This is a genomic window from Clostridium sp. CTA-6, assembly GCF_054768115.1.
Genome location: NZ_BAAAAU010000001.1, coordinates 670007 through 695323, shown reverse-complemented (window position 1 = coordinate 695323; position 25317 = coordinate 670007). Strand labels below are relative to the sequence as shown.

The following is a 25317-nucleotide window of genomic DNA, read 5'->3' as shown; positions in this document are numbered from 1 at the left end:
TACCTCACTTTGATAAAATAGATATGGTTTCGCTAGCCAATCTAGAATCAAAGGAGGTATTGCCCAAAATGGACAATAATAGTTTAGCACATACTAAGTGGAGGTGTAAATATCATATAGTGTTTGCACCTAAATATAGAAGAAAAGAAATATATGGAGAAAAGAAAAAAGAGATAGGAAAAATACTGAGAATGTTATGTGAATGGAAGGGAGTAGAGATAATAGAAGCTAATGCATGTAAAGATCATATACATATTCTTGTATCAATACCGCCGAAAATAAGTGTATCATGATTTGTAGGATTCTTAAAAGGAAAAAGTAGTCTAATGATATTTGAGAGATTTTCAAATTTAAGATACAAATATGGAAATAGATATTTTTGGTGTAGAGGATATTATGTAGATACAGTAGGAAAAAATAAAAAAGCAATTGAAGAATATATAAAAAATCAGCAAAAAGAGGATTTGATAGCTGACCAAATAAGTATTAAATAGTATATCAACCCTTTTAAGGGTGGCAAGTAATAATTAAATTGCGGCTGGCGAGACTTTTATAGGTGCCTTAAGGCACAACGCTAGTAAAGTGCCCTTATAGGGCTTATGAAAAACCACCAGCTAAGCTGGTGGATATTTATTTTAAACATATCTTATTTAAACATATCCATAGAGTGAAAATAAATTTGGAAAGCCTCAGAAGTACCTAAAAATAGTTTTTTTCTGTGGCTTCATTTCTAGTTTGGATTATTGGTTTATTTTGGTGTGGAAAGCTATTGATTTTGCAATAGAAAGAGGTCGTGATTTCTCTAACTGTTCAATTTCATCAAAGGAGCCAAATAAATATATTTGGTTGCATGAGTTGTAAATTAAAAGGATTGCACACATTACATCATTTTTTTCAATCATTTGATATGGAAATATGCTTTCATAACATTTTATAATGCCAATAATGTATGGTACAAGATCTAATGATTTATTGATGGAGTTACTTAATAATATTTTGAATTTGAAAAATAGTTTTTTTCCACCGGCGTTAGGCTGTATGCTTTTATTATCTATATCTAAGTTTTCACAAAAATAATCATCTGAAAGTTCTATTTGAATTCCATAATTTAATAAATAAACATTTAAGTCTGTAGTTACTGTATTAATATGTATATTAGTTACATTCCTAAGTTCTGGGTACTTTGCTGTAAATATATCAAATATGTAACCAGAAACAGTTCTACAAAATATTCTTATATTAAAAATATTAAAAAATATATGGTACAATTCTGAACTAGTTAATTTTTGACCTTTCATTCCTTTTTCTGTTATTATACATAAATTATTATCTAGTTTGTAGTTTCCGTGTTTAAAAGCATTTCGAAGTATTCTTATAGCATCTAACGAATTAATTGCTTTTGTTTCTGAGTATATTATACTTTGGTATTGTGTTGGAAATAATTCTGAATATACGTTATTTAATAAAAAAAATAGTTCCTTCTTTTTTTTATTATCGTTAATATGGTTTTTAGCCATGTATGCATTAATAAGTAAAAATGAATCTAGTCGCAACATAGGCTCAATTAAATTTTGAATCATTTGAATAGTAGGTTCTATTTTATTTAATGGATTAGCAAATTTTTTATCAGCCAAAAGTTGTTGCTCTTCAATTTTGGGAGCAATATTTATCCAGTACAATTTTAATCCTTCATCACGATCTTTTATTCCCAGCTTTACTAAATTATATAATTTTGTTAGATGATTCTTGTATTCTTCAATTATGTAATCGATGGTTTGCTTTAGAATATTGCTTGTTTCTTGAATTATATTATTTAGTTCTTTGCTTTTTCCATATAAGGAACATTGCTGTTTTACTAATGATGTAAATCCTGGAAGTTCAGCAGATACATCTGAAAACTGGAAATTTAATTTTTGTGCAACATAATTGCCCAATCGTTTATTTTCATTATTACATAATGCTTGAAAATGCTTTTCAATTTCTTTGCTTATCTCTAATGAATTAGTACACATATTATTCCTCCTTTCAAAAAATTAAATAGATTATACAGTTTATATTTGAAAAAATAGAGTTAATGATGTATAGTATAATTTTAAAATTTAGTTATCAACTTACATTTTACATTCAAAGGATTAATCCACGGTAATTTCTTTATTTACACAAAATTAATTTATATAATTTCATTCAATTTTATTATAACACAAGTCGTATGTATAAATAAAATTCTTATATTACTACATTATTGGTAGAGGAAAATATCAATTTGACACAATATTATTGTAGTAGTACACATAAATTAACCAACATATTTAATTAATGGCCATATTATATTAAGTGATTTAATTTAATATTTAAATAATTCAAGAAAAATGCACAATAAGGTAAATAAATAATATGTATAGGACTATCGGAAGGTGGAACAGGTAGACGCTATCACTCAGAAATGTGGTAGGAGATGTATAGCAAGCTCAACTCAGGTTTCACAAAGTTCCCCGGGGCATGTAAATAAATTGTAAATACAATTTGTTTCGCTAAAAGAAATAGGCAATGAAACTATAAAAGAAACAGATATGTTAGTTCATTGAGAATGTATAAATGGAGGTAATGGATTTATGGCAGATATTAAATTTGAAATAAAAGAAACTTTAGGAGTTGTATCAGAATCAGCTAAAGGTTGGACTAAAGAATTAAATCTTATAAGTTGGAATAAAAGAGATCCTAAATATGATCTAAGAGATTGGGGACCTGAACATGAAAAGATGGGAAAGGGAGTTACATTAACTAAAGAAGAATTAAAGGAACTTAGGAAAATATTAAATAAAATGGAACTTTAGTTGAATTTTAAATGAAAATTGCTTGTTTAAAAAGATACATATAAAATGATTCCAATAGAGTAGTGTTCTAAATTGATAAAAAGGGAGATATAATTAGGAATATTTGTGGTATTATTTTTATTGGAATGATTTGTACTTGTAAAGTAGACTGATAAATAGTAAGTTATCTTTTCTATAAATATTAATAAGTGTTAAAAAGCACTATAAGTAAACTAGAAAGGAGAGTTTTATGAATAAAATAATTCATATATGTTTTTCACAATCTGCAAGAGGAAGTTTAAAATATGCCGTTAATAAAAAAATTATAGAAGGTGAAAAAGTTATATCATTTTATGATGATATTTCACAAGGCCCTATTAAAGGTGGTATAGATAAAGATAAAAGAATTGATTGGTTAAAAAAAACAATTAGTAAAGATGAGTTTTATTATGAGGATATAGACGAATTAATGGAAAGTTATGTGGAATTTCAAAAGGAAATTTCTAATGTAAGGGATACTGATACTATCTATTTTTGGTATGGACAAAATGCTATTGAAATTTGTGGGTTAATGTATACATTAGAATTACTAAAGGATAAATGGGAAAATGCTTATTTTATAAATGTATCTGATTTACCTATGAAGTCAGAATATGGAATATACATACCGAGATGTACAGGGGAAATTATGCCAGAAAAGTTTAGTGAATATATTAAGATAAATAGGAAGATAGATGAAGATGAATATATAAAATGGTTAACACAATGGAAGGTATTAAAGAAAGAAAATTCAATTCTTCGTATTTTTAAAGATGGAAAAGTTGAAAATGTAGATGAGGATTATTTTGATATATTTATATTGAAATATACCCCAAAAGAATTTAAAAAATCAGCAAGAATTATAGGAGAGGTACTTGGAAATAGTGAGATTTTAATTTCTGATGGATATATTTTTGGGAGAGTGAAAGAACTCGTTAAAGCTGGAAGGATAAATTATAGAGGAAACTTTAATATTATGAGGGAGATGGAGATAAGCATCACCGAACAAGGATTAGAATATTTAAAAAAGGATGATAATGCTATTGAGTTTTGGGAAAAAAGAAACAGAAATACAGAAGAAGAAAAAGAAATTATAGAAGAATATATAAATATGGGTAGACTTGAAGAAAAGATAAGTATAGCAAAGAAACTATTAGATGTATTAGAAATAGAAGTAATAGCAGAAAAAACAGGATTAACTATAGGGCAAGTAAAAAATTTAATAAATGCTGATATGTAAAAGAAAGGTTAGGTATATTTTTAGAAAATGAATAGTTTTTCTAGAAATATATATTTATAATATTCTAATTTTTTCTTGAAAATGTTTTCAAAATATGATATTATCTATTTAAAGCAAAATACAAAATATTGTACATTGAGAGAGTGAGCTTATGGATATAAAATCAAAACTTATGCAAAAAAACGGATTAATGGCTATGACTTTGGCAAAAGAATTTTTGCCTATGGAAGAAGGAGATAGAATTCTTACAGTAGCCCAAATATCTGAAAAATATAAAACTGCTAGGGGAACAATACAGGCGGCCCTAAAATTTTTACAAGAATATGGAGCAATTGTATTAGAACCAAGAGGCCATTTAGGAACTTTTATAAATAAAATATCTTATGAAAAATTATTAGAAATATCAGATATAAAGACTATAGTGGGAGTTATGCCACTACCTTATTCTAAAGGTTATGAAGGATTAGCAACTGGACTTTATAATACTTTAAGTGCCACATCCTTTAATATATCTTTAGCATATATGAGAGGAGCTAATAATAGAGTTCAAGCTTTAAAAGAAGAAAGATATGATTTTGTCGTTATGTCTAAATTGGCAGCTGAGTATTATATAAATAATGGTGAAGATATAGAGATAGTTTTAGGTTTTGACCCTCATAGTTATGTAAATGAACATATAGTTATATTTAAAAATAAAGAAGATAAAGAAATAAAAGATGGAATGAATGTAGGAATAGATTACTCTTCTATAGATCATGAAATTTTATCTCTTCATCAATGTGAGGGTAAAAATGTTAATTATGTATCTATGATTTACAGTCAAATTTTAAACAAGATTTTAAGTGGAGAAATAGATGCAGCTATATGGAATAAAGATGATATAAAAGATAATGATAAGAAATTTAATTACTATTCTATTAGAAATGAAAAATTCAATTATGCTGATACAGAAGCCGTTATAGTAGTTAATAAGAATAATGAATATCTAACAAAGCTATTAAAAAAATTTCTAGATAAAGATCAAATACTAGATATACAAAAGAAAGTTGTAAATGAAGAAATTATTCCAAATTATTAAATGAAGTGGTGGGAAGGAGCGGATAATAAAAATAAAATAATTTTTTTAATGTTAATGTACAAAATTCTGTATATTGAGTAAAGGGAGGAAAAGAAATGGATTTAACTTTAAGACTTAAATTACTAAAAGATGGGGCTCAAATTGATGAAGATACTTATAACAATCTTCTTAAAATTATTGAAAGCTTTAAAAAAGATTTTCAAATTGAACTTTCTGAAGAGAATGGGGGTATGTTTATAACCCATCTTGCAGTAGCTTTAGAAAGAATAAAGAAAAAAGAATTAGTAGAACCTATAGAAGAGCTAATATTTGAAGAAGTTAGAAATGATAAAAATTTTAAAAAAGCTAATGATATTCTAGAATCACTGGAAAAAGATATAAATATTTCAATGCCAGAAGTAGAAAGACCTTTTATATTAATGCATATAGTTACTCTTCTTAGTAAATAAAATGTTTAATTTAAGGCACATTCAAATAAATAACTAGTTAGTATTTATTTTTATATGTCTAATATATAAATTTAGGAGGAATTATAAATGATAAAGATAGTTATTGGAGGACAAATAGACAAAGAAAAGGTTGCAAACATTGTAAAGGATTTAGTAGGGGACAAAGCAACAGTGGAAATAAAAACAGATATTGAAGCTGCAATGGAAGTAAAAAATGGTCAGGCAGATTATTATTTAGGAGCTTGCAACACTGGTGGCGGTGGAGCATTAGCAATGGCTATAGCACTTTTAGGTATGAATCTTTGCGCTACAGTTTCTATGCCTGGTAATGTAAGATCAGACGAAGAAATCATAAAAGAAATAGAGTCTGGAAAAAAAGCATTTGGATTTACACCACAGCATGCAGAACAAGTAATACCCGTAATTATAAATAAAATTTTAACTTAAAATAAAAGTAAATAAAAGGAGGATCTTTTTATGGAATTTCTATTAAAATATGTAATAATAGCTTTACTAGGCGCCTTAGCATCAATCCTTGCCAATAAAGGTGTTGCAGTATTTAATGATGGATTAAGACCAATAGTTCCAGAGTATCTTGAAGGAAGAATTGATAAAAAAGCTTTAGCAGCTACTTCCTTTGCATTAAGTTTTGGTTTAGTTATTGGATTTGGTATACCAGTTTCAGTAGCAGCTTCAATAATATTAGTACATAGTATATTATTAGGAACTGATATTATAGGAACTTGGTGCCCAAAAGGAAAAACTGGAGTAGTAGTATCTGGTGTAGTGGGAGCCTTATATGGTGTAGGTATTGTATCAGGACTTGAATTTATAGTTGATGCCTTTGCAAAACTTCCAGTTAACTTTTTACCTCAACTTGGACAAGTTGGTTCCCCAGTAATTGCAGCTTTTGCTGTATTCCCAGCATTAGTTGTAGCTTACCAATATGGAGCTAAAAAAGGTGCTATAACTTTAGTAGTATCATTTTTAGTAAGACAACTTACTTTATATTATGGAAAATTCAACTTTGATGGAGCTACAATAAAAATTGACCAAGAAGGAATGGCACTACTTGCGGGTATGATAATAATGCTTACTTTTGCAATAAGAGAAAAACCAGACCCTAATGCACCTAAAGTAGATTTAGTTTCTATATTTAGTGAAAGGGTTGCAAAAATTAAGAAAAACCTTCCTATATTAGCAATCATGGGTGGATTGATTTCAGCAGCTACAAGTTTAACTTTATTAGCAGGAGATCCTATCTCATTAAACCTTCTTAAAGATGGAAAAAATATAGAAGCAGCTATGACAGCTTTTGCAAGAGGTATTGGATTTATTCCATTAGTTGCAACTACAGGTATAACTACAGGAGTCTATGCTCCAGCGGGAATGACTTTTGTATTTGTAGTAGGTCTTTTAGTTAAAAACCCAATAATATCTTTTGTTGTTGGTGCAGCAGTAATGGCTTTAGAAATACTTTTACTTGATGTTTTAGCAAAAATGTTAGATAAATTCCCAGGAGTTAAAAAATGTGGGGACAATATAAGAACTGCTATGAGTAGAGTTTTAGAAGCAGCACTACTTTTCGGAGGTATGATGGCAGCAAATGCTATGGCTCCAGGATTAGGATTATTCATAGTTATAGGTATATATGTTATAAACAAAACTTCTAAGAAACCAATTGTTGATATGGCAGTAGGTCCAGTTGGTGCAATATTTGTAGGTATATTGATAAATGTACTTTATATATTCGGATTATACTTACCAGTTAAATAAAAAAATAAGGATTTATTAGGAGGCAAATGTACCTCTTAAAATTAGTAATAAATTAGGAGAGAATAATATGAAGCTAAAGGATGGTATGACTTTTTCCCATGAACATGTAACTATAGATTTGTCTGGGGTAAAGAAAACCGATGATTGTAATGTTAATTGTTTTGATGAAACAAAAGCAGAGTTTAAAGAATTAAAAAGCAAAAATGTAAATAATATTATTGATCTTACTAATAGAGGAATGGGAAGAAATGTAGAATATATTTTAAGAATGGAAGAAGAAACTGGGATGAATATTCTATGTTCAACAGGATACTATAAAGAGCCCTTTCTTCCTAAAGAAGTTTATGATTTATCAGAAGTAGAATTATCTAAAATAATGATAAAAGAAATTACCAGTGGAATTGAAAATACCGGTGTAAGACCAGATATTATTGGTGAAATAGGTACTAGTAAAAATACTATGACAGAATTAGAAAAGAAAGTATTCCAAGCTAGTTCTAGAGCCCATATTGATACAGGAAAACCAATAGTAACTCATACAACCCTAGGAACGTTTGGTTTAGAACAAGTGGAATTTTTCAAAAGTTATGGAGTTAATTTAGATAAAGTAATAATTAGTCATGTAGATTTAACTGGTGATTTAGACTATATTTTAAGATTAATAGATAAAGGCGTTAATGTAGCTTTTGACACCATTGGAAAGGAAAATTATCAGCCAGATCATCTTAGATCAAACATGCTAAAAGAAATATGTAATAGAGGTCTTAGCGAAAGAGTTTTATTGTCTATGGATATAACTAGAAAATCTAATTTAAAAACAAGAGGTGGAATAGGGTACTCTTATTTAATAGATAATTTTATTCCAAGATTAAAAAAAGAAGGGTTAGATTCTAAAGAAATAGATAATATGACAAGAGATAATATTAAAAGGATTTTATAATATAAATCTTATAAACTTAAAAATATTTAAGGATTTTTGAATATGGATACGGAAAGGAATGGATAAAAATGAACACATATCCCTTAGAATCTATATCACTTAAGGACGCAAAAGCTTTTCAATTTAAAATGATAGATATAATAACAAAGCATTTTAAAGGTACAGAGATTTTATCCCTAGGTGATTTAGGTGTTGTAAAAGGATTAAACAAACCTAGCTGTACCAAAAAAGCAGAGAGTGTTGTAGCGGAATTTTTTAACGAAGAAAAGGCAGTATTTCTTAGGGGAGCTGGTACAGGGGCATTAAGATGGGGAATTATTAGTTTTATGGAAAGTAAAGATACACTATTAGTACATGATGCTCCAATTTATCCAACTACTGAAGTTACTATCCAAACCATGGGTATTAAAGTTGTTAAAGCTAACTTTAATGATAGAGATGAAGTAATAAAGGTACTTAAAGAAAATAAGGAAATAAAAGGTGCTTTAGTACAATATACAAGACAGAAAATTGATGATAGATATAATATGGAAGAAGTAATAAAAACTATAAAAGAATTTAACAAAGACATAAAGATAATTACTGATGATAACTATGCTGTTATGAAGGTTGGAAAAATTGGAACTCAATGTGGTGCTGATTTATCTGCTTTCTCATCTTTTAAGCTATTAGGTCCTGAAGGCGTTGGAATATTAGTTGGGAAAAAAGAACTTATAGACAAAGTAATAAGCTTAAATTATTCAGGAGGGAGTCAAGTACAAGGCTTTGAAGCTATGGAAGTTTTAAGAGGCTTAGTATATGCTCCAGTATCTTTGGCGCTTCAAGCTGAGGTTAATGAAGAGCTTGCATACAGATTAAATTCTGGTGAAATAGAAGGAGTAAAGAATGCTTTTCTTGCTAATGCACAATCAAAGGTTTTATTAGTAGAACTTAAAAAAGAAATTGCAAATGAAGTGCTTTTAGAATCAGAAAGGCTTGGAGCGGCACCAAATCCAGTAGGCGCAGAATCAAAATATGAATTCGTTCCTATGTTTTATAGAATTTCTGGAACATTTAGAGCTGCTGATAGTAGTTTAGAAAAGAGAATGATAAGAATTAACCCAATGAGAAGTGGAGCAGATACAGTTATAAGAATTTTAAAAGAAAGCATTAAAAGAGCATATGAAGGGGCTAACTAGTATGTTACAAATAGATAATAGTATTACAGAAAAGAGGATAAAAGAATGTTTTTAGATATAACTAAAAAGAGAAATCCTAATTTAATAAAAGCAGCTTTTCACCTTCATCAAAAAGGATTAATTCAGCCAGATACTTATATTATAGATTTAGATAATATAGTAGATAATGCTAGAAAGATAAAAGAAGAAGCAGATAAGTATGGTGTAGAGTTATATTTTATGACAAAGCAATTTGGAAGGAATCCTATTGTATGCCATGAATTAATGAAATTAGGTTATAAAGGGGCTGTTACAGTAGATTTCAAAGAAGCCATTACTTTAAAAGAAAATAACATAAGCCTTGGGCATGTAGGACATCTTGTTCAAATACCAACTCACTCTATGGAAGATATAATTGAAGCCAAACCAGAGGTAATTACAGTATATTCAGTAGAGAAAGCTGTGGAGGTATCAAAAGTAGCACAAAAACTTGGATTAGTTCAAAATATAATGCTTAGAGTATTAGATGACGAGGACACTCTTTATCCTGCTCAGTATGGAGGCTTTTATTTAAAGGATCTTATAGAAAAAGCTAAGGAAATAAAAAAACTTCCTAATATAAATATTTATGGTATAACTTCTTTTCCCTGCTTTTTATATGATGAAAAAGAAGGGGATATAAAAGCAACTAATAATGTACAAACTTTGAAAAAAGCACAGAAACTTTTAGAAGATCATTTGAAAATAAAAATAGAGCAATTAAATATGCCATCAGCTACCTGTGTTTCAAATATGAAAAATATAGCAGAAAATGGTGGAACTCATGGTGAACCGGGACATGGATTAACAGGAACTACACCTTATCATGCAGAACATGAAGGAGCGGAAATACCTTGCTTAGTTTATGTTAGTGAAATATCCCATAACTTAAAGGAAGAAAGCTTTTGTTATGGTGGTGGAAATTATAGAAGATCTCATATGAGTAAAGCCTTAGTAGGTAAGAGCATAGAGGATTCTATTAAAGTTAAAACTAGTGTTCCCCCTTTAGAAAGTATTGACTATTATATTACTTTAAAAAGCAACGCTAATGTAGGAGACACTGTGGTTATGTCCTATAGAACACAAATATTTGTTACACGCAGCAGTGTAGCTGTAGTTAAAGGAATTAAAGAAGATAAACCAAAATTATTAGGAATATACGATTCCCAAGGTAGAAAAATTAAATAGTTCTACTATCTATATTGTTTAATGAAATAACGAGTTTATTAGTAATATAGGGCTTTTAAAGTAAAAAATTAAGTAGATTTATTATCTTATGAAGTGAAGCAATTGCATAGTTAATTTTAAAATTAAATTTCTTCAATATATTATGTCAATAGTAATGATTAACTACAATATATTGTATGAATTCTAAGAACTTTTTAATTATATAATTTAAAGTACCAAGATTATTAGGAATACAGAACTTTTAAATTAGAAAAGTTAACTATCTATATTGTCTAATTAAATATAATATATAATTCTAAAATGACAAAAATTAAATAGTTATACTATCTTGAAAGGGAGGTAGAAAAATAAAAGTGAATAGATTTATAGTAATAGTTTTAGATGGTTTTGGCGTTGGTTATATGAAGGATGTAAAAGTAGTAAGACCATTGGATGTAGGCGCTAATACCTGTAAACATATATTAGAAAAAAATCCAGAATTCAAATTACCTAATCTAGAAAAATTAGGACTAATGAATGCCTTAGGGGAGGAAATTGGAATTTTAAAATTTCAGGAAAATGTTACCTTTGGAAAGGCTGAATTAACTCATTTTGGGGCAGATACTTTTATGGGACATCAAGAGATTATGGGAACACTTCCTAAGCTTCCTATAAAAGAGGGCTTTATAACTGTAATTAATAAAGTTTATGAAGAGTTAAAAAATAGAGGATACAAAGTTCAAATAAAAGAAGGTAAAGAAGGTAAATTTCTTATAGTTAACGATGCTCTTACAATTGCAGATAATATTGAAGCGGATTTAGGACAAGCTTATAATATTACAGCAGCTTTAGATATAATGCCTTTTGAAGATGTACTTACTGTAGGAAAAATAGCTAGAGAACATTCAAGAGTATCAAGAGTTATTACTTTTGGAGGAGAAGATATAACACTTGAAAATATTTTAAATGCTGTAGAGGAAAAAGGTAATGGATTTATTGGTATAAATGCTCCTAAATCTGGAGTGTATAACAAAGGATATCAGTGTATTCATTTAGGATACGGTATAAATGCAGGGGTTCAAATCCCTACTATATTAGGTAAAAAAGGAATAGATGTAACTCTTTTAGGTAAAGTTGCTGATATAGTTTCCAATGAATATGGGAAAAGTATTTCTTGTGTAGATACTGAAGAGGTACTTAAGCTAACTATTAAAGAAATGAAGTCAATGGATAAAGGATTTATTTGTACTAACGTTCAAGAAACAGATCTTTGTGGACATAGAGAAAATGTTGAAGAATATTTTAAAAAGCTTTCTATAGCAGATAAATATTTAGGGGAAATAATGAAGGAACTGCAAGAAGATGATATATTGTTAGTTATGGCGGACCATGGAAATGACCCAACTATAGGACACAGTAGGCATACTAGAGAAATGGTACCACTTTTAGTCTATGGACCAAAGGTTAAGAAAGTATCTTTAGGAATAAGAAATACACTATCAGATGTAGGAGCTACTGTAGCAGATTATTTTGGAATAACTTGCCCAGAGAACGGAACATCATTTTTAGATAGTATTACTTAAAGTACTTTTAAAAAATATATGTGTAGTTATTGGATAGAATTGCTTAAAACACTTTTAAATATACGTGTAGTTATTAGATGGTATTGTTTAAAATATTTTTGAATATATGTGTAGTTATGTGGAATTGTGATAAAAGTTTAGATTCAATATACAAAATAACGTATATTGATTTATTAGTAATAAAAACTAAGTCACATTCAAATAAATGAATAGTCATATACTAGCTTGTTTTATGAACTACTTTTTCTTTGGAATCTATTAATAGCAAAACTATTAGAAGGCTTCAAGTCAGTGTAGTTCACAAAATATGTATAGCATATTTGATTAATTATTTATTTTCATATAACTAATTAAAACTGTTATAGAAAGGTGATTATAATTATGAGAATAATAGTTGTAGAAAATTATGAAGAAATGAGTAAAAAGGCAGCAGTAATGATAGCAAGTCAAATAATTCTAAAGCCTAATAGTGTATTAGGATTAGCTACAGGAGATACACCACTTGGTATGTACAAAGAATTAATAGACATGTATCATAAGAAACAAATTGATTTTTCGGAAGCAAAAAGCTTTAATTTAGATGAATATTATGGTCTAGAAAAGAATAATAGCCAAAGTTACCACCATTATATGATGGAAAATTTCTTTAGCCATATTAATATAAATAAAGAAAAAATAAATATACCTGATGGAAAAGCTGAAAATATTGAAGAAGAATGTAAAAGTTATGACAAGAAAATAAGTGATGCTGGTGAAATAGATATTCAAGTATTAGGAATTGGTGTGAATGGTCACATAGGTTTCAATGAACCCTCTGTTGAATTTAAAGCAGGAACTCATCTTGTAAATCTTGACAAGAAGACTATTAAATCCAATTCAAGATTTTTTAATTCAATAGAAGATGTACCTACAAAAGCTATAAGTATGGGAATAAAAACTATATTGAATTCTAAAAAGATAGTTTTATTAGCAAATGGCAAAGGAAAAGCAGATGCTATAGCTAAAACAGTAAAGGGAAAGATATGCCCAGAAGTTCCAGCCTCAGTTTTACAGTTTCATAAAGATGTTACAATAATTCTAGACAAAGAAGCAGCAGAAAAACTTTAAATAATAAAAAATAAGACAGCAATTATTTGTTGTCTTATTTTTATACAATAATTAGATATATTTTTAGCGTTTTTAGAGTACTGATTAAGAACGCTTTGATAAATGTCTATATTCAATGGGACATAAACCAGTGCTTTTTTTAAAAAGTTCTGAAAATCTACTAGCACTTTTATAACCTACAATTTTAGAAACTAGACCTATTGTTAAATCCGTATCTACTAAAAGATGCTCAGCTTGGCTCATACGACGATGCTGTATATATTCAGTAGCAGTGCATTTATATAATTCTTTGAAGGATTTTTTGAATTTAGTACTTCCCATGCAAGCTATTTTACACAATTTACATAGAGGTAATTCATTAGCATAATGATCATTAATATATGAAGCTACACTTTGTAAATGGTCTATATCTATTTGAGAAAGATTTGAATAAGTTTTTTTATGTTGATTATATCTTTCATATATAAGTGCCATTGCTTCTGAAACTTTGCCCTCATAAAATAATTTAGCAGAAATACCATTGCCTTTATATTTTAATATCTGATGTAGTAACAAGACCATCTCTGGGAAATCCATTGTTTCATTAATGTTTATTAGAGCTGAGCGAGGATTTATATACTCATCTGAAAGTTTATTTGATAAAAATTCGTCGCAATATTTTGGCATAAATTCTATTCCTATAGATTTTATAGGAATGTTTTTATGGAATAATGCTTTATAGGTGGTTTTATTACACCAGTAACTTTTAACACATCCTGCACTTAAGCGAGAATAAGGATTTAATTCTTCACCAGAAACAGATTCATAATAAGAAATACTAAAATACTCAGGAAGTAAACTTTCAAGATAAAAATCCTGGTGAAAATAAAAATCATGAATTACTATAGAAAAAAGATTTTCATGAATATAAATCCAATAATAACCTGATCCCATGGCAGGGTCTAATTCATAACAAGTTCCAATAGAATTATATTTTTTACAGTTATTACATTTATGAAAACCGTTATCTAAAAGTAACGATTCATGAATATTTAATTGTTGATTCATTTATAGCCTCCTTTGCCGCGATTAGACTCTAATATATCATGAATAGACGAATGACAATGATGTGCATTCTCAATAGCACTATTGTAGTATATACTAAAAATATAAACAGAGTTCTTGGTTTCAGAGGGGGTTTTTACTCCCACTAAAGCTTAGAAAATGGTTATCCAGGGACGTAGCCGCTCTTTACTCCCACTTTAAAGAAGATGGGAGTATTAGAGTGGGTAGTCATCGGATAAATTATACATAATTAAATTGATTTAATTTAAGTCTAAAACCTATTTTATAAAATGTCAATTAGAAGATAGGTATAGACCTAAATTAACTAACTTAATATTTTAGGGGGAATACTTATGTCAAAACAATTAAGCAAGGCAAATAAATTAACTGTAAAGGATATGGTAACCACAGGAATCTTCTCTACAATTTTTACAGTGTTTATGCTTTTAGGAGGAGTATTTTTTGCAACCAATCCTGTTTTAACCTTTCTTATGCCATTAGGTGCAGCATTACTTCCAGGTCCAGTGTATTTGCTTTTATCTGCAAAAGTTCCCAAGAAAGGCAGTATTACAATTTTAGGAATTTTAGTAGGAATTTTTATGTTTATAACTGGTATGCACTGGAGCATGGTTGTTGGATTTATGGTTTTAGGAATTATTGCAGATATTATTACAGCAAGTGGGAAATATAAAAATTTTAAACTTACAATAATAGGTTATTCATTATTTATGTTAGCTAATACAACATCATATGCCATGTTTTTTTTAGATCAAAAGAATTATTTGGCTTATATGCAAAAGAACAGTACAGCAAATCCAGCATATTTTGATACAATGGTTTCAACTGGTCAGAGTTGGATGTTGCCAGCTATTATTATAGGTACAATTATTTGCGCTGTTATAAGTGGTTTAATAGGTAAAAAATTATTAAGAAAGCAGTTTAGAAAAGCAGGAATAGTGGCATGATTAATTATATTACATTAGAAAATAAAGGGGAAAAAGGTGTTTTAAAAATTGATCCTCGAACAAAGATTATTTTAATGATATTAGGAAATGTGGCAATATTTCTTGCATTTAGTATTCAAATGAAAATAAGTCTTATAATTTTTTATTTAATTTTTGGTTTTTTATGTGGTGCATATAAGTCTCCAGTAAAGATATCACTTGGATATTTTTGTCTTATATTAATAGAATATTTGGCTGGAAAATATTTAAGTGGAACATTGGCACTTATGATAGTGACATTTTCACAATTTGTAAAGATGATATTACCATGTGCATTATTAGCAAGCATTATGATTTCTACAACAAAAGTTAGTGAATTTATGGGAGCTCTAAACAAAATGAGGGTATCCAAAAAAGTCATTATTCCACTAACAGTTATGATTAGGTATTTTCCAGTAGTATTTGAGGATTGGAAGAATATAAAAGATTCAATGAGAATGAGAGATGTGAGTCCTACATTTTTGGGATTTCTAAAAAATCCATCAGATACTATTGAATGTATATATGTTCCAATGCTTATGTCAGCTTCTAAAGTATCAGATGAACTATCAGCAGCAGCTATAACAAGAGGAATTGAAAATCCAAATCCAAGAACATGTATGGTAAAAATGAAAATGAAATTTTGTGATTATTTATCTATTAGTTTAATGGTTATAGTTATTGTTTTAGAAGTATTAATGTAGGGAGATGGATTTTTTTGATAAATTTTAAAGATGTTTCATTTAAGTATAAAGGAAAGGAAGGACATTCCATAAAAAATATTAATCTTAAAATAGAGGAAGGTCAATGTATAGTTTTATGTGGAAGAAGTGGTTGTGGAAAGACAAGTAATACGCGTCTTTTAAATGGCCTTATACCAGATTTTTATCAAGGAGATTTAAGTGGAATTGTAGAGATTGATGGTAAATTAATTTCAAGTCTTCCAATTTACAAAATATCAGAAAAAGTAGGATCTGTATTTCAAAATCCTAACACTCAATTTTTTAATACAGATACAGATAGTGAAATTGCTTTTGGTATTGAAAATCTTTCAGTTTCAGAAGAAAAATTAAGACCAATTGTAGATAAGGCATTTTGTGATTTTAAAATAGAAAAATTAAAAAATAGAAGTATTTTTCAGTTATCAGGAGGAGAAAAGCAAAAGATAGCCTTTGCCTCTATTTATGCTATGAATCCGGATATTTATGTTTTAGATGAACCATCTTCTAATCTAGATAGTGATGCAATTAATGCTTTAAAAGACCTATTAACCTTTTTAAAAAGTAAAGGAAAAACAATTATTATAACAGAGCATCGATTATATTATTTAAAGGATTTAGCAGATATTATTTGTTATATAGAAAAGGGAGAAATAAAGTCGATATATTCTCCAGAAACTTTTTTAAAACTTTCTGTTAAAGAAAGAGAAAATAAAGGATTAAGAGCATTAGACCTAAGCAAAGTTGAACCAATTAGAAAAGAACAATTAGAAAAAAATAACTATTTAACAATAAAAAATATGATTTTAAGATATGGAAAAAAACAGATTATTAAAAAAGGTTTTGATATAACTGCATCCAGAGGTGAATGTATAGGAATTATAGGTCATAATGGAGCCGGAAAAACAACATTTTCAAAAGCTTTATGTGGATTACACAAAGATTATGATGGAAAAATTATTATAAATGATAAAGAATTTACAGATAAACAGCGTCTAAAAAAGTGTTATTTAGTTATGCAGGATGTTAATTATCAGCTTTTTGCAGAAAAAGTTGAAGAAGAATGTTATTTTGGAATAAAAAATTTTAATAGAGAAGAAGTGCTTCAGGTACTTAAATCTTTAGGACTTTATGAATATAAAGATAATCATCCGAACACCTTATCAGGAGGTCAAAAACAAAGGCTTGCTGTTGCAACAAGTATTGTAAGTAAAAGAGAAATTTTAATATTTGATGAACCAACAAGTGGATTAGACTACGATAGTATGATTAGAGTTTCAAAACTTATAGAGAAACTTAGAAATGAAGGAAAGCTTATATTTTTAGTTACTCATGACTATGAATTTATTTGTAATACTTGTACTAGAATATTGCATTTCGATAAAGGTACATTAATGGAAGGTTATTTTTTATCAGATGAAGAAGGAAAAGATAAATTAAAAAAATTTTTTATTCAACAATAGAATTATTGAGATTAAATGATATTAAAGGTGAAAAACTTACATTTAACAAGTGGGGCCAAAAGGTTACTGGTTGGTCTAGTATTAGAATTTATGATTGGGTTCTAATTAAGTATAACGATAAAATAGAAAAGAGAGACAATTCCTAAATGGAGTGATCTTATTTTAAAGTAATACTAGCTTAGTATATTAATATTAGGCTAGTTTTTATTTTGAATATAATAATGTTATCAATAAAGGGAAAATAGATTTAAGAAGATTTAGAGCCTATGAAGCATTATTAAGTCATCAAACAGGAAAAGATGCAGTTACATATGTTTTTTATTCAGGCAATATAAAAAATCCAGGAAATGCTTTAGAAACTAGAATAAATGAATATAAAGTTAATTCCATATCTATGGCTGATAAAGATGGAGATAAGATATGTATAGTAAGTACTGATTCAGAAGAACAATTAAACAGTATAATTCTCATGTAGAGCATTATAGAAATATGCTTGAAGTTAATCCACAGAGGAGTCTCGTTGATATTTATGTTGATGAAGGAATAAGTGGGATACAAATAGATAAAAGAACAGAATTTCAAGGGATAATAACTTTTATATTTAATTCTAGTATGAGTCATTCACTAAAAGGCGAAGATGTGGTAGAATTATACGTGGACAAAAATGCAGAAAAAGTTTGTTCGAACACATGTGGAAACTATAGTGAAACTAAGCAAGTAATATCAAGGATTCAAATAATTTTAAACTATAAAAATCATGTATTTGCTACTGCTTTTTTAGAGCTGGTAGCAAACTATTTTATTATACATATAATAGATTCAAATTTATTAATATTGTGAAGTTTTAGGTTGTTAGTAATATCAATGATTTGGGGCCCTTGGGTGTATATACACATATTCGAGGGCTTTCCTGTGTGGAAACATATAAATAGAGCAAAATATTCTGGGAAATATATCCCAAAAGGCAATATGTGGAGTGAGTTTGTCTTTAGAAGAAGAGTATGTGAAAAAGTACAGCAACAAGATTTATATTGTAATTAGAGGAGGATACATTATGAAAATTTCAAAGAAAGATGCGTTGATATGGTTCGAGTTTTTTGCCATGTTGCCAGAAGAAGAAGAAGTTATGCCAAAACAACAAGAAATCATTTATGCTACCTTTGCACAAATTGAGGCAGCAATTGATCATAGAAATGATATGTTGATGTCAGAAATTAAGAATTTAAAAACTTTAGAAAATAGAACTCTTTTTGTAGGAAATGAAAGCAAATTCCCAAAAGGATGTCGTTCTTGTCTGTTGGGGACTGGTTTAAGTGCAATTAGAAAAACGAATAAATGTAATGCAGAGTGTAAGTTCTGTTATAATTATGGAGAATTAGATGATATGTTTCCTATTGGTGAAGGTATGTGGGAAATCGGAGGTACAAAATTTTATGAAAAGGATATTGACTTACTTCTTTCTATCCACAAAAAACCTACTGGCGTTTCCTACGTTTATTTAGAGCCATTTATGGAAATTGAAAAATATTATTCTGTTATAAAGAAATTTAGGGATGCTCAAGTTTATCAACATTTATATACAAATGGTACTTTAGCTACAGAAGAGACATTGAAAGCATTAGGTGAAGCTGGTCTTGACGAGATACGTTTCAACTTGGGTGCATCTAATTGTTCAGACAAAGTTATTGAAAATATTAAAATAGCAAAAAAATATATTAAAAATGTAGGCATTGAAACTCCAATGACTCCAGAGTTTTTTGAAGCCTTTTTTAAGAAACAGCAAGCAATCTTAGGGACAAACCTTGATTTTATAAATTGTGCAGAACTGCATTTAAATGAAAACAACATAGATAATTATTATGGGGAAAATATGTATATCTCAAGACATGGCTACATATCTCCAATTTGGAGCAGGGAATTAACTTTGAAATTTATGAAGATAGCTGATGAAGAAAACTGGGATTTAGTAATTCATGATTGTTCAAATCATACAAAGTTTGCTAGAGATTTAAATTTGAGTAGTAAAGAAGGTAAGTGGTTTGGAGCAAGTAATTATGGCTGTGAATTTCCGAGGATTCCATATGAATCATTTTTACCAATACTACGTGATGACAATTTTAAATTTTTAACTGAAGAAGAATTGCCTGAAGACTATAAGGCAGGAAAATTGCTTTTTTAGATAAATAAAGGTTATTAATATTGAAGAGAAAAATAGCGAAAATATTGAATTTCCCGCTATTTTTACATTGATGTACAAGTTATTATGAAATTTTATTATTTCATATAGATGTATTAAAAAAAACCTATTGTAAAAAATAATATAGAAATCTAAGTGAGAAGAGGTGGATATATTATGGCTAAGAAAGGAACTGAAAAACGTTCTGGGTCTAAGGAAACTAATCAAAATAAAAAATCTAAAGAACCAAATCCAGTTGTTATAGATGGAGATTCCAATATGTCAAAACCAGTAAGAGGATTAAATTAAGGATTATATAATTTATAGATTAATGCGTAAAACCACTGTGCCTTGTGCCTGTGGATATAAGCATTTTCAAGGGAATAAGTTCCATACTTATTCCCTTAAACTATATATTCTTTTGGTTTTAAATATACTTCACTATTATTTCAGAACTTACTGTTCCAGCAGTTCCAACATAATAACCTTTGTTCCACAATCATTTACTTCTCTTTAACTTTGGAAATGCTTTAAATATCTCCTTTTTGTAGTGCCAACATTCGTATTTCTTTGTATAAATCTCATCTATTGTAGTATTATATACATAGATAACAATGTGAGGAGGTGAAAAAATGAAGTTAAGTTTTAAATTTAGACCTAATATTAATCCAACGCAATTAGAGATTATAGAAGAATTAAGCTATCATATAACTAAACTCTATAATATAATCAGCTATGACCTAAGAAAGAATGGTTTTAAAAATTATTATGAAATTGAAAAGTTATATAAAAATAATTGGCACTGTGATTTTTTACATAGTCATACTAGACAACAAATGTTTAAGATTTTAGAACAGAATTGGAAAAGTTATTTTGCTAGTATTAAAGATTTCGGAGTTAATCCTAGTAAATACAAAGGATTACCAAGACCTCCTAAATTTAAAAATACAGAAAGAAACAAGAATGAAATTATATTTACTAATTTAGCTATAAGATTTCAAGATGGAATTTTAAAATTATCATTATCAAAATCTATTCAGAAACTATTTAAGGTAGATAGTCTTAATTTTGAAGTTTCAAATAAACTTCAGAGCCTTATAAATTGGAATAGATTACAACAAGCTAGATTTAATTATGATAAAGTACAAAAATGTTGGTATTTAATCGTTATCTACAATAAAGATGAAGTTGAAAATAGCAATGATAATGTTATGAGTATTGATATTGGTTTAGATAATTTAGCTACTATAACCTTTAAAAATGGAATTAATCAATATGTCTATTGTGGCAAGAAATTAAAATCCGTAAACTCTTATGCTAATAAGAGAATAGCTTATTTACAAGCTATCGAAATGAAAAAATATGGTTCTGATAAATTCAAGAACACTAAAGAAATAAATAGAATTAGGAAATATAGAAATAACTATATTAATGATTATCTTCATAAGGTTAGCAAGAATATAATAGACAAGGCTATTAAAAATAATGTAGGTAAAATTGTTATAGGAAAATTAAAAGATATAAAGCAAGATATGAATTATAATAAGTCTTTTGTACAAATACCGATACAACGATTAGTTGAGTTAATAACTTATAAAGCTAAACTGAAAGGTATTAAAATTAAATTGCAGGAAGAAAGCTATACAAGTGGTTGTAGTGCCATAGATTTAGAGCCAGTAACTAAGAAATATTATAATAAGAGTAGAAGAATAACAAGAGGACTTTTTAAAAGTGGATATGGAATATTAAATGCAGATATTAACGGTAGCTTAAATATATTAAGAAAATCCGAGAAATGTATTCCCGACTTAGTAAATGCTATGAGGGATAAGGGTAATTGGACTCACCCGCAACGAATAAGGATTGCCTGTTAAGGTGGAAACTTAATTATCAAACTTTGTTAAAACAATCCTCGTGGTCTTGCACCCGAGGTAGTTCAAAACAACTAATTCGGCAAAAACTTTAAATATAGAAAATAAGTATGGTATAGCAGTAGGTAAGCCTGGTAAATTTATAATTTTACCAGCTGAAAATGGCTATGATGCTATAAGACGTCAAGTTCCTGTTTGTTACTCTATAAGAGCTGGGAAAATAATAAGTAAGACAGAGCCGTCTTTAACTAAGGTATATTTAGGAGAAGAAATTAACGTAAATTTTAAAAAATAAATATGATAATGATAATATTTTAAAGCTCTTGAGGTATTTATTTACACTCAAGGGCTTTTGTTTGAGAATGGGAGAATGATGTTATAGGTAAAAAAGGCAATGCTAATTTCACCACCTACTTGTCTAAATCCTCTTGTAAGGAGATGGTAAAAATTCATTGTTCTTTTTATTGTCTCAAATGGATGTTCAACTATAGCTTGTCTCTGATTATATTTTAATTTATTTTTCTTTGTTCTTATATCAACAAGTTCACCAATCTGTTTATTGGTTTTTGGCGTTATAGTTCTACCTTTTTTAGATGTTGTATACTTACATTTATTCTTACATTTGCTACAAGCATCATAATTTATATACTTTCTTTGATTAGCATCATTTTTTTTAGTTGTACAAACTAAGATTTCACCCTCAGGACAAATATAAGTATTATCTTTGGAGTTATACCTGAATTTATTAGAAAAATACTTAGAATCATCAATGCTATTTGAATATACAGGTTTAGAAACGTAAGGAACTATATTGTTTTGTTGACACTTTGTAAATCATATGAAAATATCCCTTATCAGTTAGAATTTCAATGCTATCAACTTCTAATTTTTCTATTGCTTTAGTACTTATATTATATAACTGTCCTTGATCTGCAGAATTATTAGAAACATCATAAGAAACTATTAATTTGTTTTTACTATAATGTTTTCTTTTAGATGCTGAAGCTTCTATTTTTGTCCCATCTACAGCAATTAATTCTTTACCATATAATCCAAGTTTAATACAAAGATCAACAAAAGACTCAAATACATTATGCAATGCTTCTGCATTATCTTTTCTAAAATCAGCTATAACTCTGTATTTAGGCTGAATTCCTTTAAGAAGCCAAAGTATTTCTCTATTTATTTTTGAAAGTATCAACTATTTTATCTATAATTCTAACTTCATTTTCTTGTTCAACAAATTCTTCTAAACATTCCATTTGCATTTGATTTCTGTATAGTTCATTTATTTCCACCTTTATCTTTTGTAATGCTTTTATATCATATCATTATTTAAGGGGTTTTCGCACAGCCTGTCGGGAGACATAAATACAAGTATTTTAAAAACGAAAAAGTAAAATATTGACATATTTTACATATCGTGATATAAATGTATTGTAGTTTGAATACAACTAAGCACAAAATAAAAATTTGGAGGAATTTAGATATGGTTAGCAAAGATTATAAGCTTGGAGGAGGAACCCCGAATTGGATGAGCGGAAGAGCTCATAATATAACATTTATTGTTACTGAAGGCTGTAATTTGCGTTGCAAATATTGCTATCAGGTCCATAAAAATGGTGAAAATAGGATGGATTTTGCAACTGCTAAAAAAATTGTAGATTATATTTTAGATAATAGAGAAATATTTTCAGCGCCAGGAGTGGTTTGGGACTTTATAGGTGGAGAACCTTTGTTGGAAATAGAATTAATGGATCAAATAACTGATTATATAAGACTTCAAACATATAAAAAAGATCACGAATGGTTTGCTATGAATAGAATTAATTTCACAACAAATGGAATATCATATGATGATCCAAGAGTTAGAAAATTTATAGCAAAAAATAAAACTAAATGTGGGGCTACAGTAACAATTGATGGCACTAAGAACAAACATGATCTTCAAAGAATTTATCCAAATGGTAAGGGCTCTTATGATGATGTAGTAAAAAATATTCCATTATGGTTAGCTGATTTTCCATATGCAGCAACAAAAGTGACTTTTGGTAGTGATGACCTGAAATACTTAAAAGAAAGTATAATCCATTTATGGAAGTTAGGTATAAAAGACGTTCCAGCTAATGTTGTATTTGAAGATGTATGGAAAGAGAATGATGATTTAATATTTGAAGAGCAACTTAAACAATTAGCAGATTATATAATAGAAAATAAGTTATGGAATGAATACAATACAACTTTATTTGAGGATTTTATAGGGAGACCTGTAAGCGAAGAGAATAAAAATCGTAATAGATGCGGAGCCGGAATGATGCTTGCGGTAGATGGGAAAGGAAATTTTTACCCATGTTTGAGATATTCAGCTTATTCATTAGAAAATAAAAATGGCTATGTGATTGGTAATGTTGAAGAGGGATTGGATTTTGATAAGATAAGACCATTTGTAGGCTTATCATTATTAACTCAATCTGATGTTGAATGTGCAGATTGTGAAATTGCTGATGGATGTTCATGGTGTCAGGGTCACTGTTATGATGAAACAAATTGTGAAACAAACTATAAAAGAGTTAAATATATCTGTAAGATGCATAAAGCTAGATATAGAGCGAATGAATATTATTGGGGAAGACTTAGAGATGAGTATAATATTAAGAGACCGTTAGCTGGAACTAAAAGTAAATTTTTATATTTCATTATGGATGATAATTGTGTAGAACATTGTAATTATGAATCTTCAGATAATGAAAATTTTATGAGAGAAGATGTACTAAAAGATGGGTTAAAGTTTACAGAAGAAAATTATTTTACACCAGTTATACTAAATTCAAAGAATGAAAATAATTTCTATGATATAAATAAGTATTCTTATTATGAGAGAATAGAGATTTATTCATCATATAATAAGAATGTTAATAATAATCATCAAAAATTTCAAGTTGTTACTCCGAAAACAATTGGCAATATCACTAAGCAAGATTCATGTATTTTAAATATTAATGTAGATGATATTCAATATTTGTATCAATATTCAAAAACATTATTTGAATATTGCAATAGAATTAATTTAAATATCAAATATAATGATAGAAATTTTCCAATTGAAAAGTATAAAGAAGAGCTTGCTAAGATATCGGATTATATATTTGATTTATACAAAGAAACTGGACAAGTTAAAGAAATGAATAAGATAACTGATGATTTATTTAACTCCAAAAAGGATTGCTGTGATGCAGGAGAAAAATCCTATGCCTTATCTCCAGAGGGAAAAATCTATCCATGTGCCAAATTTTATTTTGAGGATAAAGAAAGTTATATTGGTGATTTAAAAACTGGAATTTATAAAAATGAAAATAAGCTTTTTGAATTAGATAAAGCGCCAATTTGTAAAGAATGCGATGTAAATCATTGTGATAGATGTGTATTTTTAAATAAAAAATTTACTAATGAGTATAATACGCCATCGTACATACAGTGTAAAATATCATTAATAGAAAAAGAAATAACGTATAATCTTTATGAAAGAATGAAAGAATTAGATAAGAATTTTATTGAGTCTACAATAAATAATAATTTTGATGATCCGATAAGTACTTTTTTAAAAGATAGGCCTTATCAACCATATGATGTAGAGATGTATAAAAACCATATGTAATATTAGATATATAAAAAG

At 28.3% G+C, this 25317-nt stretch carries 23 protein-coding genes and 4 pseudogenes; 22 read left to right on the top strand and 5 right to left on the bottom strand.

What is annotated here, in order from left to right; translation table 11 throughout:
• Positions 1-68: 68 nt before the first annotated feature.
• Positions 69-494 (top strand): annotated as a pseudogene (tnpA, locus tag ACYUDJ_RS03050) (IS200/IS605 family transposase).
• Positions 495-740: 246 nt separating this feature from the next.
• Here tnpA and ACYUDJ_RS03045 read toward each other — a convergent pair.
• A complete protein-coding gene (locus ACYUDJ_RS03045; RefSeq protein WP_460289496.1) occupies positions 741-2012 on the bottom strand; it encodes a hypothetical protein in 1272 nt (423 codons plus the stop codon).
• 600 nt (positions 2013-2612) lie between these two features.
• Here ACYUDJ_RS03045 and ACYUDJ_RS03040 point away from each other — a divergent pair.
• The 11 genes from ACYUDJ_RS03040 (at position 2613) to nagB (ending at position 13388) form a co-directional block, all read left to right on the top strand.
• Positions 2613-2834, top strand: coding sequence for a YdbC family protein (locus ACYUDJ_RS03040; protein ID WP_043031998.1), 222 nt, complete (start codon positions 2613-2615; stop codon positions 2832-2834).
• A 229-nt stretch (positions 2835-3063) separates the two neighbouring features.
• Entirely contained in the window at positions 3064-4092 is a 1029-nt protein-coding gene (locus ACYUDJ_RS03035; protein WP_043031997.1) for a DUF1835 domain-containing protein, read from the top strand.
• Between the two features lie 151 nt (positions 4093-4243).
• Positions 4244-5170 (top strand): GntR family transcriptional regulator YhfZ, encoded by a 927-nt coding sequence (gene yhfZ / locus ACYUDJ_RS03030; RefSeq protein ID WP_003485475.1) that lies wholly within the window; start codon positions 4244-4246, stop codon positions 5168-5170.
• A gap of 95 nt (positions 5171-5265) precedes the next feature.
• The gene (locus tag ACYUDJ_RS03025; RefSeq protein WP_460289494.1) at positions 5266-5619 is read left to right on the top strand and encodes a PRD domain-containing protein; all 354 of its coding nucleotides are present in this window, start codon (positions 5266-5268) and stop codon (positions 5617-5619) included.
• 87 nt (positions 5620-5706) lie between these two features.
• Positions 5707-6066 (top strand): DUF2620 domain-containing protein, encoded by a 360-nt coding sequence (locus ACYUDJ_RS03020; RefSeq protein WP_061329521.1) that lies wholly within the window; start codon positions 5707-5709, stop codon positions 6064-6066.
• Between the two features lie 30 nt (positions 6067-6096).
• The gene (locus ACYUDJ_RS03015; RefSeq protein ID WP_003485483.1) at positions 6097-7395 is read left to right on the top strand and encodes a YhfT family protein; all 1299 of its coding nucleotides are present in this window, start codon (positions 6097-6099) and stop codon (positions 7393-7395) included.
• Between the two features lie 67 nt (positions 7396-7462).
• Complete coding sequence (locus ACYUDJ_RS03010; RefSeq protein WP_098927053.1) at positions 7463-8335, top strand: phosphotriesterase family protein; 873 nt, start codon at positions 7463-7465, stop codon at positions 8333-8335.
• Positions 8336-8403: 68 nt separating this feature from the next.
• Positions 8404-9513 (top strand): aminotransferase class V-fold PLP-dependent enzyme, encoded by a 1110-nt coding sequence (locus ACYUDJ_RS03005; protein WP_460289493.1) that lies wholly within the window; start codon positions 8404-8406, stop codon positions 9511-9513.
• Between the two features lie 45 nt (positions 9514-9558).
• Entirely contained in the window at positions 9559-10719 is a 1161-nt protein-coding gene (locus ACYUDJ_RS03000; RefSeq protein ID WP_460289492.1) for a YhfX family PLP-dependent enzyme, read from the top strand.
• Between the two features lie 353 nt (positions 10720-11072).
• Entirely contained in the window at positions 11073-12281 is a 1209-nt protein-coding gene (locus tag ACYUDJ_RS02995; RefSeq protein WP_460289491.1) for a phosphopentomutase, read from the top strand.
• A gap of 381 nt (positions 12282-12662) precedes the next feature.
• Complete coding sequence (gene nagB / locus ACYUDJ_RS02990; RefSeq protein WP_460289490.1) at positions 12663-13388, top strand: glucosamine-6-phosphate deaminase; 726 nt, start codon at positions 12663-12665, stop codon at positions 13386-13388.
• A gap of 84 nt (positions 13389-13472) precedes the next feature.
• Here the strand turns inward: nagB and ACYUDJ_RS02985 are convergent, their stop codons facing one another.
• Entirely contained in the window at positions 13473-14435 is a 963-nt protein-coding gene (locus tag ACYUDJ_RS02985; RefSeq protein ID WP_460289489.1) for a helix-turn-helix domain-containing protein, read from the bottom strand.
• Between the two features lie 350 nt (positions 14436-14785).
• On the opposite strand from ACYUDJ_RS02985, the gene ACYUDJ_RS02980 reads away from it, so the two are divergent.
• From ACYUDJ_RS02980 to ACYUDJ_RS02950, 7 genes and pseudogenes are all read left to right on the top strand, one after another.
• A complete protein-coding gene (locus ACYUDJ_RS02980) occupies positions 14786-15397 on the top strand; it encodes an MptD family putative ECF transporter S component (protein ID WP_043031988.1) in 612 nt (203 codons plus the stop codon).
• Positions 15394-16119, top strand: coding sequence for an energy-coupling factor transporter transmembrane component T (locus ACYUDJ_RS02975; RefSeq protein WP_460289488.1), 726 nt, complete (start codon positions 15394-15396; stop codon positions 16117-16119). The genes ACYUDJ_RS02980 and ACYUDJ_RS02975 overlap by 4 nt, the downstream gene beginning before the upstream one ends.
• Positions 16120-16133: 14 nt before the next feature.
• The gene (locus ACYUDJ_RS02970; RefSeq protein WP_460289487.1) at positions 16134-17597 is read left to right on the top strand and encodes an ABC transporter ATP-binding protein; all 1464 of its coding nucleotides are present in this window, start codon (positions 16134-16136) and stop codon (positions 17595-17597) included.
• 226 nt (positions 17598-17823) lie between these two features.
• Positions 17824-18018: pseudogene (locus tag ACYUDJ_RS02965) on the top strand (hypothetical protein); the annotation flags it as partial.
• 68 nt (positions 18019-18086) lie between these two features.
• On the top strand, positions 18087-18437 hold the full coding sequence (locus tag ACYUDJ_RS02960) for a hypothetical protein (protein ID WP_043031985.1): 351 nt from the start codon (positions 18087-18089) through the stop codon (positions 18435-18437).
• 214 nt (positions 18438-18651) lie between these two features.
• Entirely contained in the window at positions 18652-19776 is a 1125-nt protein-coding gene (locus tag ACYUDJ_RS02955; RefSeq protein ID WP_043031984.1) for a radical SAM protein, read from the top strand.
• A gap of 174 nt (positions 19777-19950) precedes the next feature.
• The gene (locus ACYUDJ_RS02950; RefSeq protein ID WP_043031983.1) at positions 19951-20082 is read left to right on the top strand and encodes a hypothetical protein; all 132 of its coding nucleotides are present in this window, start codon (positions 19951-19953) and stop codon (positions 20080-20082) included.
• 118 nt (positions 20083-20200) lie between these two features.
• On the opposite strand, the pseudogene ACYUDJ_RS02945 reads toward ACYUDJ_RS02950, so the two are convergent.
• Positions 20201-20314, bottom strand: a pseudogene (locus ACYUDJ_RS02945) (transposase); the annotation flags it as partial.
• Between the two features lie 91 nt (positions 20315-20405).
• On the opposite strand from ACYUDJ_RS02945, the gene ACYUDJ_RS02940 reads away from it, so the two are divergent.
• Together ACYUDJ_RS02940 and ACYUDJ_RS02935 are read left to right on the top strand one after the other, a co-directional pair.
• Positions 20406-21647, top strand: coding sequence for an RNA-guided endonuclease InsQ/TnpB family protein (locus ACYUDJ_RS02940; RefSeq protein ID WP_003485517.1), 1242 nt, complete (start codon positions 20406-20408; stop codon positions 21645-21647).
• Positions 21648-21708: 61 nt separating this feature from the next.
• Positions 21709-21939, top strand: a pseudogene (locus ACYUDJ_RS02935) (cytosine deaminase); the annotation flags it as partial.
• A gap of 47 nt (positions 21940-21986) precedes the next feature.
• Here ACYUDJ_RS02935 and ACYUDJ_RS02930 read toward each other — a convergent pair.
• Both ACYUDJ_RS02930 and ACYUDJ_RS02925 read right to left on the bottom strand, forming a co-directional pair.
• Positions 21987-22355, bottom strand: a complete 369-nt coding sequence (locus ACYUDJ_RS02930; protein ID WP_431732702.1) for a transposase — start codon at positions 22353-22355, stop codon at positions 21987-21989.
• A gap of 79 nt (positions 22356-22434) precedes the next feature.
• Positions 22435-22845, bottom strand: coding sequence for a transposase (locus ACYUDJ_RS02925; RefSeq protein ID WP_003485518.1), 411 nt, complete (start codon positions 22843-22845; stop codon positions 22435-22437).
• Between the two features lie 288 nt (positions 22846-23133).
• Here ACYUDJ_RS02925 and ACYUDJ_RS02920 point away from each other — a divergent pair, with 288 nt between their 5' ends.
• On the top strand, positions 23134-25299 hold the full coding sequence (locus ACYUDJ_RS02920; protein ID WP_042384874.1) for a radical SAM peptide maturase, CXXX-repeat target family: 2166 nt from the start codon (positions 23134-23136) through the stop codon (positions 25297-25299).
• The last annotated feature ends 18 nt before the right edge of the window (positions 25300-25317 follow it).